Here is a 13,582-nt window from a genome sequence, read left to right as displayed (position 1 = left end):
AGAGGAAAAGAAATATATTGGAGGCATGCATTTGATATGACCCAAATCCTTGTCGTGGACGACGATGTGCACATTCGTGAGCTGATTACTTTGTTTTTGCGGAATGAGGGATTTGAGATCGTGGTGGCTAAAGACGGTGCAGAAGCATTGGATATTGTTGAGAAATCGCAAATTGACCTGGTTATCCTCGATATTATGATGCCCAAATTGGATGGTTGGGAACTATGCCGGGAGATCCGGCGCATGGATCTGAACATGCCGCTCTTGATGGTTACGGTAAAAGGGGAATCGGCTCAGAAAGTGAAGGGATTCCAGCTTGGAACAGATGATTATTTGACGAAGCCCTTCGATCCACTGGAACTTGTGATGAGAGTGAAAGCATTGCTGAAACGGTATCTGATTGTCTCTTCCCAAACAATTCAATTGGGGGGCATTACACTGAACCGCCGCAGCTTTCAAGTGATTCGAGGGGAGGAGACGCTTAATCTGCCTTTAAAGGAGTTCGAATTGCTGTTCATGCTGGCTAATCAGCCTGGGCAGATATTTACCCGGGAACAGCTAATTACGAAAATCTGGGGGAGCGACTATGAAGGGGATGACCGAACGGTTGACGTTCACATTAAGCGATTAAGGGAAAAATTCGCTGGTGATGCCCACCATTTTCAGATTGAAACGGCCCGCAGTCTGGGCTACCGGTTAGTGATCACATGATCAAGACCTTATACGTTCGCATCATTTTCACATTTCTGGTTGTCATTATTTTCAGCCTGCTGTCGTCTTTCCTCATAGGGCTCTTTCTGTTCAAAAAAGAAGTAAACCATCTCGGTCAGAATGACATGATTGCAACAGGTGAGGAAATGATACGTCTCTATGAACAAACACACCCGGAGGACCGGGAGGCATTCATTAAAAGTATGGTGAAGATATCCACCTATCCCATTCATCTATATGATGTTTCCGGCAACGTAACATACTATGATCTGGACAATACGGAGACCGTTCAAATTGCACCAGAGGTGGTTCAAATGGTATTGCAGGGTCAGGTCTATCGTTCTCCGGCTGAGGTGGATCAGACCTTTATCGGTCTTCCTTTCCCATTCCAAGGGGAGCCGCAAGCCGTGTTTATGCAATATTCCCCGCAGAACGAAAATATCATTAATCGGATGGTCCTCCTGATATTATTACTCGCACTGTTTATCGGAAGCCTATGTATTTTTATTGCTGCAAGATACTTGGTGAAACCGATTCAGATATTGACGCGTGCAACCAAACAGCTGGCGAAGGGTGATTTTGACGTGGAAATCCAAACAAAACGTGTGGACGAAATGGGAGCTTTGACACACAGTTTTAATGAGATGGCGAGTGAGCTCAAACAGTTGGAACAGATGAGACAGGATTTTGTTTCCAATGTATCTCATGAGATTCAAACCCCGCTGACCTCTATTTCCGGTTTTGCCATGGCGATGAAAAATAGTAACCTGGTTGCTGAGGATGATCGTAACTATTACCTCGATATCATTATTACGGAGAGTGGACGGCTATCCAGACTTAGCAATAATCTGCTGGAGCTTGCATCTCTGGAATCCGATCATCATCCGTTCGAGGCGGCTACCTTTAATCTTGACGAGCAAATTCGGCAAATTATCGTTACCTGCGAGCCGCAGTGGTCCACCAAAAATATTCAGGTTCATCTGGAGTTGGCAGAACCGATTCAAGTTACAGCAGATCGAGATCAACTTAATCAGGTTTGGATGAATCTGCTGGGGAACAGCATCAAGTTTACTCCAGCAGGTGGGCATATTCATATACGGACGCACCAGGTAGAGAACGAAATTCTCATCACGATAACGGATACGGGCATTGGAATAGCGCCAGAGCAGCTGGATTATGTGTTTGATCGGTTTTATAAAACAGATCTGTCGCGAAACCGCAGCATCAGCGGTAACGGTCTGGGTCTTGCGATCGTCAAGAAAATCGTGATGCTCCATCACGGAACCGTCGAAATGAAAAGCCAGGAGGGTGAGGGTACGACGGTGCTGGTTCATCTGCCTATAGATTCCATTGCATGAGTGGACAGCATCAAGACTGTTAGCGAAGCTAAGGTAACCATTATCATAAGCATAATAATAATCGCTTCAAACGCGCCACGGTTGGCGTGTTTTTTTATTTTCGCTGAATATTTAGATCAAACAACAAAGCAGTCAGCTGGCTCCACCTTCGAAAAAGACAAACTCTTTTACCCACAGTTTATACATCCCGCATAGTAGATTGCTAACGTGATGAAAAGGGGTGATAAGGATGAGAACAACCGAAAGAGCATATCCTGCTGACAACCAGCCTGTACTCACGAGCCATACTCTTGGATGGGATCATCTGCAGGTGTCCCGTTGGCCGAGTCCTCAGCATGCTGCCGGGGGGCTTACCGGAACGAAGCATCAGATTGCCATACATTGTTCGGCTTACTATGAGAACTATTACACCATTCACATCCTGCCTGCTGGAGAACCCGTTCTCTGTTCCTGGGGAAAGGCCTCCCTGTATTTCCTGCAGATCGAAATCCCGCCTTCCTATCTGGAGCACATCGCACGTGAATCGGGACTGCTGAAGGAAGGGTATATTCAGTTGGAACTGAAGTATTATGTCAAGGACCCCAAGTTGCTGCAATTAGGACTCTGGTTGCTTGAAGAGCTGCAGAATGGCGGCAGACAAGGAAAGATATATAGTGATTCACTCTCCAATATGCTCATCCTGCATCTCCTGAACCATTATTCTCAGGTATGCACGAGCAGCACTCCCTCCAGAATGACGGCCAATCAGGAAATTTATCAGTCCATAGAATATATGAAAGAAAATTTGGAGGCGGAGCTCTCCATCCAGGAGCTTGCTGACAAGGCTGCCCTTAGCCTGTCCCATTATATTCGGCTGTTCAAACAGCAGACGGGGCATACACCGCATCATTATCTGATTCGCCTGCGGATTGAACATTCCAAGCTGCTGATCAGCAAGGGAGAGTACGGGCTGAAGGAAATTGCCGACCGTGCCGGTTTTTCCGATCAGGGTCACTTCACAAGAATGTTCAAGCGGATCGCTGGAACGACGCCCAAACAGTATATGAACGAGGTTTCTTCGAACCGGATCATTCTAAAATGATTGTTTTGTTCAATAAAAACCGCATTTTGTCCAACAGACGTGCTTGGCCTGAAAGCTACAATTAGTTTAAGCCGATCGGGCAGTGAATCCCGCTGGCTAAAACGGGGGTCACTGCTTCTATAATGGACGAACCATTATTGGAGCAGACCTACAATTCAGGAGGCGTTAATATCATGAAACTGAGAAAAGTGTCAGGCTGGGTCTGTGCGGGAATGTTAATTGCAGGTTCTCTTACATCAGGAGCATGGGCGGTGCCCGTATCGGCCGAAGCTGCGGAAAATGCGGTATATGCTGCACAGGCCGCCGAATCTTGGCATGAGGTGTCCAAGCAAACCTTTTGGCTAACGGATGCCTTTGAGCGCGGACAAGGCGTCACAACAGATGGAAACTCGTGGATTTTCAATTCACAGCTTGGTTTATTAAAGACGGCACTGGACGGAAAGACGGTTCAGAAACGAAATGCGGTAGCAATCCCGGCTGAGATAGCAGTGAAGGGCGGTGACCACATTGGGGACATTTCCTATTACAACGGGTTGATTTATGCTCCTATTGAAGACAGTAAGAAATACGAACATCCCTACATCGCCGTCTATAATGCCTCCACACTTCAATATACTGGAACCTCCTATGCGCTTCCGCTGAACCTTCATCCCGGTGGTGTGCCATGGGTAGCCGTAGATGCCAATCGCGGTCAGGTCTATACGGCCCAGTGGAACAATGCCCCGGTGCTGAATGTGTTTCGACTCAGTGACATGTCCCTCATCAAAACCGTACCGCTTAGTCAAACGATAGATCGTATTCAAGGCGCCGAGATGTATAATGGTGCGCTGTATGCCTCCTCCGATAATAATTCCAAGAAATCCGTCTACCGGATTGATCCGGATACCGGAGCTGTCACGCTGGCCTTTGACCGGAACCTCGGAAGTAGTAATGAAGCGCAAGGCATCACTGTACTTCCAACAGCCGAAGGTGCTGTCCTGCATATCCTTGATGTAGACTCCAACCGTGTAAGCATGAATTTCAGACATTATGCATTTTAAACAGAGCCAACAGGAACGCTCTGCACATATGAGGGGAGAAAACAAATGCTAAAGCAGGGGAAAATGGCGCTGATTGCGCTGGGGTTAACGTTAATGCTGGTCGGGTGCGGTCAGGGAGGGGGTAATGCAGCTGATACCAAGGCGGGTACAGGTACAACGGCTTCAACAGCTGATGCAAACACCACTTTGGATCAGACTCCCAAGGAGCCGGTTGAAATTTCGTTCTATTACCCGGTTAACGTAGGTGGGCCACTTACAAAGGTTATTGACGGGATGAGCGCATCTTTTATGGAAAAATTTCCGGATATTAAGGTTAAACCGGTCTATACCGGAAACTACGGAGATAATACGATCAAAATTCAGGCAGGTGTACAGGCCAAGCAGCCGCCGGATGTGGCTGTTATGATGTCGACTGAGCTGTACAGCATGATGGACACGGACGCGATTATTCCTCTGGATGATTTTATCGCCAAGGATGCGGACTATAACAAGGATGATTTCTATCCAGCCTTTGTGGAGGATACCCAAGCGGATGGACATACGTACAGTGTACCGTTCCAGCGAAGCACAATTATTTTGTATTACAACAAAGACATGTTCAAAGCTGCTGGTCTGGACCCGAACAAGCCGCCGACAAACTGGGATGAGCTGGTGGAATATGCAGGGAAGCTGAATCGTGATGGACATACAGGGCTGGAGATTCCGGGGAATGATGATTCCTACTGGATGTTCCAGATGCTTGCCCGCCAAAATGCGAGCGACCCCAAGCAGAGCATTATGGGGGACGACGGCAGGAAGGCAAATTTCAATACGCCGGAGAACGTCGAAGCTCTGCAATTCTGGCTTGACTTGTCCCATAAGTACAAAGTAATGCCGGAAGGGGTTATTGATTGGGCGGCTACGCCAACCGATTTTATTGAAGGCAAAACGGCTATGATGATGCACACCAGCGGCAACTTGACGAACGTGAAAACCAACGCCAAATTTGATTTTGGTGTAGCCTTTGCACCAGCTAATAAGCAATATGGATCGCCTACGGGCGGGGGGGATCTGTATATTTTCAAAGATACCACACCGGAGAAACAGGCAGCGGCTTGGGAATTTGCCAAGTATATGACTGCTCCGGAACAGGCTGCACTGTTCAGTTCTTCATCCGGCTATGTCGGGGTTCGCAAATCCACCTACGATACGGAAGCCATGAAGGCGTACACAGATGGATTCCCGCAGGCACTCGTGGCCCGCGACCAGTTGCAGTATGCGTTCCGGGAGTTATCCACGCATAATCACGGCAAGGTGTCCTCCGCACTGACCAACCAGATTCAATCCGCGCTGGCTGGCAAAATCGATGCGGCCGGTGCATTGAAGGCCGCACAAGAAGAAGCGGATCGTGTGCTCGCTCCTTTTAACAAATAAAGCTGCTGAATTAGAACCTTCCTCAGTTATGATCCTGGCGGGAAGCCATTACAGTGCTTCCCGCCGATATTTCTTTTCACGGAGTTGCAGGGATGTAAGGCGCAGATTGTACAAGGAGGAGAATCGGGCATGAATACCCGTTGGAACGAAAAGCTTAGGCGGAACGGGTTTGGGTGGGCACTTGTGTTACCATCCCTTCTGTTTCTTGGTATGTTCACCTATTATCCGATGCTTAAATCGGCATGGCTCAGTCTATTTGAGCAGAATTTGGCCGTTCGCACGCCCGTATTCGTAGGGATGGACAACTATAAGGCATTGCTGCATGATCCTGTTTTTGTTGAAGTGTTCCGAAATAACATCTGGTTTGCGGTTGGTACGGTTCCCGTCTCAATGGCGTTGGCCTTTGTAATGGCGTTGTTCGCAGATAAAGCGATCCGGGGCAAAGGTCTGGTCCGTATTGCTTTTTTCTACCCGAATATGATTCCAATGATCGCCGCTGCGAGCATTTGGCTGTTTCTTTATATGCCTCAGTTTGGTTTGTTTGCCCGGTTTGCTTCCTGGTTCACAGGAAGCGAGGTTAATCTGCTTGGCAATCCGGATACGGTGCTTGGCTCGCTGATTGTGATGACTGTCTGGAAGGAGGCCGGATATTTCATGATCTTTTATCTGGCTGGCCTTCAGCAAATTCCGAAAGATCTTTACGAGTCGGCTTCGGTAGACGGGATTGGCGTGTGGACGCAGCAGCTGCGGATCACCATTCCATTGACGATGCCCACAACGCTGTTTGTCACCGTCGTCGCGATTACGAATGCCTTCAAATGGGTGGATCATCTGTGGATGATGACCAAGGGAGGGCCGGATCATGCCAGTAGCCTGCTTCTATATTATATCTATGAGACGACTTTTAGTTTCAATGACCAGGGGATGGCAGCGGCAATGACCGTGGTGATGATCGTTCTGCTTCTTGTCATATCCTGCTTCCAGTTTGCGGGATGGGAACGCAAAATTCATTATCAGTAGAAGGTGAAAGGTGAAAGGGGATAGGAATCATGAAAAATGCTGCCGAGCTGTCCTTGTCCGCTACATTGCGGCCAGAAAAGGCCAAGCAGTCGCTGAACCGGAAGTTTCGATCCGCAAGGCGCCGCCGGATGGCCGGACAAGCGTTGTGGCATGCAATTATGCTGTTGTTTGCTGCCGCTTGGCTGATTCCGCTATTGTGGATGCTACGCAATGCCTTTCTTCCAAAGGATGCGTCCATTGGCGCAGGTTGGTCCTGGGATTTTACGCTGGATAATTTCAGTCGGGTCTGGCAAGGAGCACCGTTCGGACAATACATGTGGAATACTCTACTTGTAACCTCTGGAATATTTGCAGTTCAAATTGTTACATTAACCCTGGCCGCATATGCGTTTGCCCGCGTTGCTTTTGTTGGGCGCCATATTGTCTTTATGCTCTTTCTCGTCCAGATTATGGTCCCATCGGATGTACTCATTTTCTCCAACTACCAAATCATTAACGAGTTGGGACTGCTGGATACAAAGATCGGTATTATGCTGCCTTATTTTGCTTCTGCGTTTGGCGTTTTCCTGTTAAGGCAGGCCTTTAAGCAGCTTCCTTACGAACTGGATGAGGCTGCGCGTGTAGAGGGCTGCTCTTCACTAGGCATTTTGCTGCGTATTTATATGCCGCTGTCGAGGCCCGTCTATCTTTCGTTTGCGATCGTTTCCATCAGCTTTCACTGGAACGATTTTCTTTGGCCGCTTATTGTGACGAATTCCCCGGAGAATCGTCTGCTGACTGTGGGACTGGCGATGTTTGCCAAATCAACCGAAGCAGGTGCGCAGTGGACGGATGTCAGCGCAGCAACCCTGATTGTAACGGCGCCGATGCTGATTGGCTTTCTGTTGTTCCAACGGCAGTTTATCAGCAGCTTTATGCATTCAGGCATCAAAGGATAAGGGAGATGATGATAATGAGACTGATTGTAATGGGCGATTTGCACTATTCTAGCGAGCTGATAGAGGCGGATGTTCAGATGATTGAGGCCAGGGAGGCTTTCTATACCGGTTATCTGTCAGAGTTTTTGGCATTCTCCGCTGATTATCATCTGTCTATTGGTGATCTGACACATGCCGGGGAACCCTCGGAGTTCGATTTTATTATGAACAAGGTTAAAAGTGAGCTATCGCAAGGCAAATTTTTATATGCGTTGGGCAATCATGACACGCATACCTGTTCCAAGGTCGATCTTCAGGCAAGGACGGGACAGCATCGCTATCTGGCCATTGAAGAAGAGGAGGCAGTGCTGCTAGTACTTGACACTGCGCGTGAGAATCCCAACCATTGGGGCGGTATGATCGATGAAGAGCAACTGAACTGGCTGCGCGAACAGATGAACAGGTACGGACAGAAGCCGCTGCTCGTGTTCGCCCATCATCCGGTATACGCTACAACGGCCAGATCCACGGAGCCGATGATGTCTCTTGATGCAGCACTCGATATCTGGTCGATACTGAATGAACATCAGGGACCGGGCGTTTTCTTTAACGGACATAATCATGTTCAGTCTGTCTTCCAACGTAATCATTGGCATTTCGTACAATTGGCAGCCGTAACGGATATCCCTGCGGTGCTGCTCGTGAACCTACAGGAGCAGCAGTTGAGCATCAATACTATTTTGCTTAAGGGGACACCGTATCAGGAGCTGGGGAACATTTTTGTCAAAGGCATGTATGATTATGAACCGCATCCTGATGCCAAAGGCGACGGCCATTCCGCAGAACTGATTGTGTCACTATCCTCTCAGAAGAAAGGGATGACGCGATGACCCGCAGGCGGGTAAGGCTGGCTATAGTCGGAGGTAACCGTGGGGCAAGCTTTCTGAATGCCTTACATTCTCTGGCTGACCGAATTGATCTTACGGCTACTTGTGATTTGAATGAACTGGTCCTGGAGCAGTGGAAAGGGATTTTTCCGGGGATCAGGACGTATAGCGACTATTCGGAAATGCTGCAGGACGCTTCCATTGATGCCGTCTTTGTAATTAGCCCCATGCATATGCATGCTCGACATTCCATTGATGCACTGAACGCTGGCAAGCATGTGTTAAGTGAGGTGATTGCTGTGCAGTCGCTTGAGGAAGCCTGGGAATTGGTCGAGACGGTGGAGCGCACAGGTTTGAAATATATGATGTCAGAAAACTATTGCTTCTCCAGGTCCAATCTTACGGTTAATTACATGGCGCAACAAGGTTTATTCGGGGAGATTACCCATGTTGAGGGTGGCTATATTCATGATTTACGTCATCTGATTCATCATCCGGACGGCTCACTTACTTGGCGAGGACAGCTCCACCAAAATTATAACGGGGTCAATTATCCGACGCATTCGATTGGGCCTGCCGCGCAGTGGATCGGGCTGAATAAACCGGGAGGAGATCGGCTTAAAAGCATCTCGACGCAAGTCTCCAAACCGAGGGCGTTGCAGAATTATTTTAGCGAGCAGTTTGGCAAGGACCATCCTGCTGCCCGTGAAGGCTACTGGAGTCAAGGGGATTCAGCCGTCGCCGCGTTGGTGACCGAGAATGGCGTTCTGATTACGCTGCGTATCGACTGGGTCTCCGTCCGGCCGCATAATAAAACTCATTATATGCTACAGGGAACTAGGGGAGCTTACTTGTCCGCGCGTCATCCCTATGAGGAAGATCTCGTATGGCTGCAGAACCGCTCTCCGGTAAACGGAGAGGATGGCTCAGAGGTATGGGAGAAAATGTCCTGTTATCAGCCTGAATATGATCATCCCAAATGGAAGCAGTGGGGTCACTTAGCGGCGGGCACGAAGCATGGTGGGGGCGATTTTCTGGTGCTGGAGGAATTCATCTCGGCGATTCAGGAAAACCGCAGCCCGCTGGTTGATGTGTATGATGCCGTGACCTGGAGCGCGGTCTTTTTCCTCTCGATGCAATCCGTGAAGCAGGGCGGGAACACGGTTTCCTTTCCGAACTTTAGAGTAAAGGCAGGCTTTACAGGATGAGGGATGAACGCTCCAAGCTGGTCATGAAAAAGGATACTTTGGCAGATCTGCCGCAGCTGGACATACCGGAAGGCTACAGCTTGAGATCGTTTCAATCCGGTGATGTAACGGAATGGGAGCATGTGATCCGAATTTCTTTTGCCAGGGAGATTGCCTTCGGTGACAAGATCGGATTTCAGCCGCCGTTTTTGCCTGAGAAGATTCTGTTTCTCTGTTATCAGGGGCTTGCCGTTGCCACTGCTGTAGCATGGGAGAAAGAGGACAGGGATATCGACTGTGGATATCTGCATATGGTGGGTGCTCTGCCGGGGCACTCCGGGAAAGGGCTTGGATATACCATTGCACTGGCGGCCTTGCACCGAATGAGAGATGAGGGGAAGCAAGCGGCCCTGCTTGAGACGGATGACTTCAGGCTTCCTGCAATTGCAATCTATCTCCGATTGGGATTTGTTCCATTATTCATGGAGGATGGGCACAGTGGCCGTTGGGAAAAGGTATTCAACGAACTGATGAGTTAACTTGGCATTCAGAAAGGTTTTTGTCATTTACCTATTGCCCTCGGAGTTATTAGGCGGTAGTGTTATTCGCTCAAGCCTTATGCCGGCTAAACCGTTTCACCGTATATCCACTGGTGCTTCGCGGCTGGTGGATTTTTTGTATAGCAGTTACCTGTTGCGAAAACGCTGACCCGCCAAAGACGTGTAACATGATTTTGTGCACTGAATCCGCTTCCTTACATTCCTTGTTGTATTTCTGTGGCACATCTCGTAAAATTTGGTGGAGTAATTCTGCATTGCGTTAATGTGAATATAACAATTTAATCTGACAACAAGAAGCTGTACACAAGAAAAGGGGAGAATCGTTTGGAATCAAAGCAACTATCTAGAGGGCTAAAGCCCCGCCATGTAGAGCTGATTGCACTCGGAGGTACAATCGGGGTCGGATTGTTCATGGGATCGGCAAGTACGATCAAATGGGCAGGTCCTTCGGTGCTGCTGGCCTATTTGCTGGCCGGGATCATTATCTTTTTTGTCATGCGTATTATGGGGGAAATGTTGATTCAGGAGCCTGTCACCGGTTCATTTGCCACATTTGCTCATAAGTATATCAGTCCACTCGCCGGGTTCCTGACTGCCTGGAGTTACTGGTTCCTCTGGGTAACGGTTGGTATGGCAGAAGTCACCGCGATTGGGATTTATGTAGGCTACTGGTTCCCGGATATTCCACAATGGCTGCCTGCTTTGGCTGGGGTGCTTATTATTGCAGCAGCGAATCTGGCAGCGGTAAAGTACTATGGTGAATTCGAATTCTGGTTTGCACTGATCAAGGTGACGGCGATTGTCTTCATGATCGTGATCGGAACCGGACTGATCTTCTTCGGCTGGGGGAATGGAGGACAGCCCATTGGGCTATCGAATCTGGTGAGCCATGGCGGATTTTTCCCAGGAGGGATCAAAGGTTTCCTCTTTGCCCTGTGTATCGTAACGGCTGCTTACCAGGGTGTCGAAATGGTAGGGATTACGGCAGGTGAAGCAGAAAATCCGAAGATCACGCTGCGTAAAGCGATCAAAAACATCGTGTGGCGTATTCTCATTTTTTACGTTGGGGCCATTTTTGTCATCGTGACATTGTATCCTTGGAATGAAGTGGGAGAGACGGGAAGTCCGTTTGTACTGACGTTTGCCAAAGTCGGGATTGTCGCTGCTGCGGGAATTATCAACTTTGTCGTGCTTACCGCCGCGATGTCGGGATGTAACAGTGGGATCTATAGTGCAGGACGTATGCTTTACACGCTTGCGGAGAATGGACAGGCACCGGCCTTTTTCAAAAAGCTGTCCAAAGGCGGGGTTCCCCGCAACAGTATTATCATTACGATTTCCTTGCTGCTGGTGGGTGTGGTACTCAACTATCTGATGCCGGACTCCAAACTGTTCCTGTACATCTACAGCGCAAGTGTTCTTCCGGGGATGGTTCCGTGGTTCGCGCTGGCTTTCAGTCAGTTCCGATTCAGAAAGCGTTGGGGCAATGAGATGGGAGATCACAATTTTAAATCCAAATGGTTCCCAATCAGCAACTATATCATCATCGTATATCTGACGCTCGTCATTATCGGTATGGCATTTAACCCTGATACGCGGTTACCCCTCATTGTTGGGGCTACATTTATGGCGATCGTTGTGATCGGATATTTCGTATTTGGCATAGGGAAAAGACAGCATGTAGATGAAGGCGAAGATCACTAGCCTCATATTATAAAATGTTGATGTTAATATCGTAATATCATACGTGCATTCCTTGAATACATGGGAGAACCTTCGGGAGATCCAGTGTCATACAGGGAGTGCATTTTTTTGTTTTCAGAATTCATGCTTGAATCTCCTGTAACTGGAGGTTTTATGATTGAAAATAGAAGAGCTGCTGCACGATATATTTCAAGATCCATTGTGGCAGAGAAGGGGGCAAGGAATAATGAGAACTCTAGAATGGATTTATCTTATGTTCAATGTAGTAATGCTGGTGTGGTTGATTGGGGGTCGGAACAAACCTCGGAAAATGATTTGGGGAGGATTGGTCATATCGGTTGTATTATTGCTGGTTCATGGGATGATTGAGGGATTGCGTTGGCCCATGATTCCGGCGTATCTGCTCACACTGGTTCCACTGATTGTGTTAATCGCTAAGAGGTTAAAATCAGCCGTTGTGCGGAAATTCGGACGTGTTCAAATCATCGGAACATCGCTGTTGGTATTAGTATACACTGCCGTGACGATGGGGCTGCCACTTCTGTTCCCGGTATTTTTATTTGATAAACCAACAGGACCTTACGGAATCGGTACGGTATCCTACGATTGGACGGATGAGAGCCGGGAGGAATTGCTGACGAGTACTGCCGGAGACAAACGGGAACTGATGGTGCAGATCTGGTATCCAACGGATAAAGACACCAAGGGAACAACGGCTCCTTATGTGAATGATCCGAAAGTGTATGCAACAGCCTTTAATGATGTGCTGAAGCTGCCAAAGCTTTTATTTTCAAGCCTAAGTCAAGTCAAAACCCATGCCATTCAGGAGGCATCATTGTCTGATGCGGAAGCCAAGTATCCAGTTATCCTTTTCTCTCATGGCCTGCATGGTTATGAAAACCAAAATACGTTCCAGGTGGAGCAATTGGTCAGCCAAGGTTATATTGTTGTGGGTATTAATCATACGTACAGCAGTCTAGTCTCGGTGTTCCCGGACGGGCGTGTGGCGCAATTTGAATCGGAGGGCAAGGAAGGCTTCGATCAACTGCAGTTCAGTTATATGGACAAGCTCAACGAGACATGGGTGAAGGATGCGCAATTTGTGCTGGATCAAGTGGAGAAACTGGCTGCTAATGACGCAAACGGGCGTTTTAACGGTCATCTGGATCTGGACAACATCGGCATGTTTGGACATTCATTTGGCGGGGCGACAACCGTACAGATGCTGATGGATGATCCTCGTGTCAAAGCAGGTATGAACATGGATGGCGTATTGTTTGGAGAGAAGCGCATTCCTGCTGAAGGTGTAGGCAAACCGTTTCTCATGATGAGCGCGGACACAACCGTTGCAGGTACAAGTGTCATGAGTGACGACGAGATTGCAGCTATGGGCACCACTCGTCCGGAAGCCGAGAAATACTACGAAGAAGTGTATGCGCGTTATGAACCTGTGACTGCGGGAGGAAACTACTGGATGGAGCTGAGTAATACCAAACATCTAAGCTTCTCGGACCTCTATCTGATATCTCCCATTCTGGAATGGTCACAGGGTGTAGATGCAAGAGGAGCTCACCAAATCGTAAATGATACAACAATCGACTTCTTTAACCACTATCTGAAAGGGCAACCGCTCCAGTTGGACAGTGAAGTGGGAGAACACGCATCCTATTCATTGAAAAAAGGGTGAATGTAACAATGGAAGAG

At 48.3% G+C, this 13,582-nt stretch carries 12 protein-coding genes; all 12 read left to right on the top strand.

Going from position 1 to position 13,582, the window contains the following annotated elements; genetic code table 11:
* The first annotated feature begins 36 nt into the window (after window positions 1-36).
* The 12 genes from gpAD87_RS28565 to gpAD87_RS28510 all read left to right on the top strand — a co-directional run bounded on the left by gpAD87_RS28565 (window position 37) and on the right by gpAD87_RS28510 (window position 13,565).
* Entirely contained in the window at window positions 37-711 is a 675-nt protein-coding gene (locus gpAD87_RS28565; protein ID WP_064642197.1) for a response regulator transcription factor, read from the top strand.
* A complete protein-coding gene (locus gpAD87_RS28560; RefSeq protein WP_064642195.1) occupies window positions 708-2,069 on the top strand; it encodes a sensor histidine kinase in 1,362 nt (453 codons plus the stop codon). Before gpAD87_RS28565 ends, gpAD87_RS28560 begins: the two co-directional genes overlap by 4 nt.
* Before the next feature lie 229 nt (window positions 2,070-2,298).
* A complete protein-coding gene (locus gpAD87_RS28555; RefSeq protein ID WP_082935387.1) occupies window positions 2,299-3,150 on the top strand; it encodes a helix-turn-helix domain-containing protein in 852 nt (283 codons plus the stop codon).
* A gap of 173 nt (window positions 3,151-3,323) precedes the next feature.
* On the top strand, window positions 3,324-4,190 hold the full coding sequence (locus gpAD87_RS28550; protein WP_064642193.1) for a DUF6923 family protein: 867 nt from the start codon (window positions 3,324-3,326) through the stop codon (window positions 4,188-4,190).
* Window positions 4,191-4,235: 45 nt separating this feature from the next.
* Entirely contained in the window at window positions 4,236-5,603 is a 1,368-nt protein-coding gene (locus gpAD87_RS28545) for an ABC transporter substrate-binding protein (RefSeq protein ID WP_064642191.1), read from the top strand.
* Window positions 5,604-5,732: 129 nt separating this feature from the next.
* Window positions 5,733-6,623 (top strand): carbohydrate ABC transporter permease, encoded by an 891-nt coding sequence (locus gpAD87_RS28540; RefSeq protein WP_064642189.1) that lies wholly within the window; start codon window positions 5,733-5,735, stop codon window positions 6,621-6,623.
* A 29-nt stretch (window positions 6,624-6,652) separates the two neighbouring features.
* Window positions 6,653-7,561: a carbohydrate ABC transporter permease gene (locus tag gpAD87_RS28535; RefSeq protein WP_082935386.1), complete on the top strand. Its 909-nt coding sequence runs from the start codon at window positions 6,653-6,655 to the stop codon at window positions 7,559-7,561.
* A 14-nt stretch (window positions 7,562-7,575) separates the two neighbouring features.
* Window positions 7,576-8,430 (top strand): metallophosphoesterase family protein, encoded by an 855-nt coding sequence (locus gpAD87_RS28530; protein WP_064642187.1) that lies wholly within the window; start codon window positions 7,576-7,578, stop codon window positions 8,428-8,430.
* A complete protein-coding gene (locus gpAD87_RS28525; RefSeq protein WP_064642185.1) occupies window positions 8,427-9,635 on the top strand; it encodes a Gfo/Idh/MocA family oxidoreductase in 1,209 nt (402 codons plus the stop codon). Before gpAD87_RS28530 ends, gpAD87_RS28525 begins: the two co-directional genes overlap by 4 nt.
* Window positions 9,632-10,153: a GNAT family N-acetyltransferase gene (locus gpAD87_RS28520; RefSeq protein ID WP_064642183.1), complete on the top strand. Its 522-nt coding sequence runs from the start codon at window positions 9,632-9,634 to the stop codon at window positions 10,151-10,153. The genes gpAD87_RS28525 and gpAD87_RS28520 overlap by 4 nt, the downstream gene beginning before the upstream one ends.
* Before the next feature lie 345 nt (window positions 10,154-10,498).
* Window positions 10,499-11,878, top strand: a complete 1,380-nt coding sequence (locus gpAD87_RS28515) for an amino acid permease (protein ID WP_064642180.1) — start codon at window positions 10,499-10,501, stop codon at window positions 11,876-11,878.
* Between the two features lie 226 nt (window positions 11,879-12,104).
* Window positions 12,105-13,565, top strand: coding sequence for an alpha/beta hydrolase family protein (locus gpAD87_RS28510; protein WP_064642178.1), 1,461 nt, complete (start codon window positions 12,105-12,107; stop codon window positions 13,563-13,565).
* The last annotated feature ends 17 nt before the right edge of the window (window positions 13,566-13,582 follow it).

Source organism: Paenibacillus sp. AD87 (assembly GCF_001659845.1).
Classification (GTDB): domain Bacteria; phylum Bacillota; class Bacilli; order Paenibacillales; family Paenibacillaceae; genus Paenibacillus; species Paenibacillus marchantiae.
Note: the sequence above shows the minus strand (reverse complement) of the source record. Positions and strands in the feature narration are given on the sequence as shown.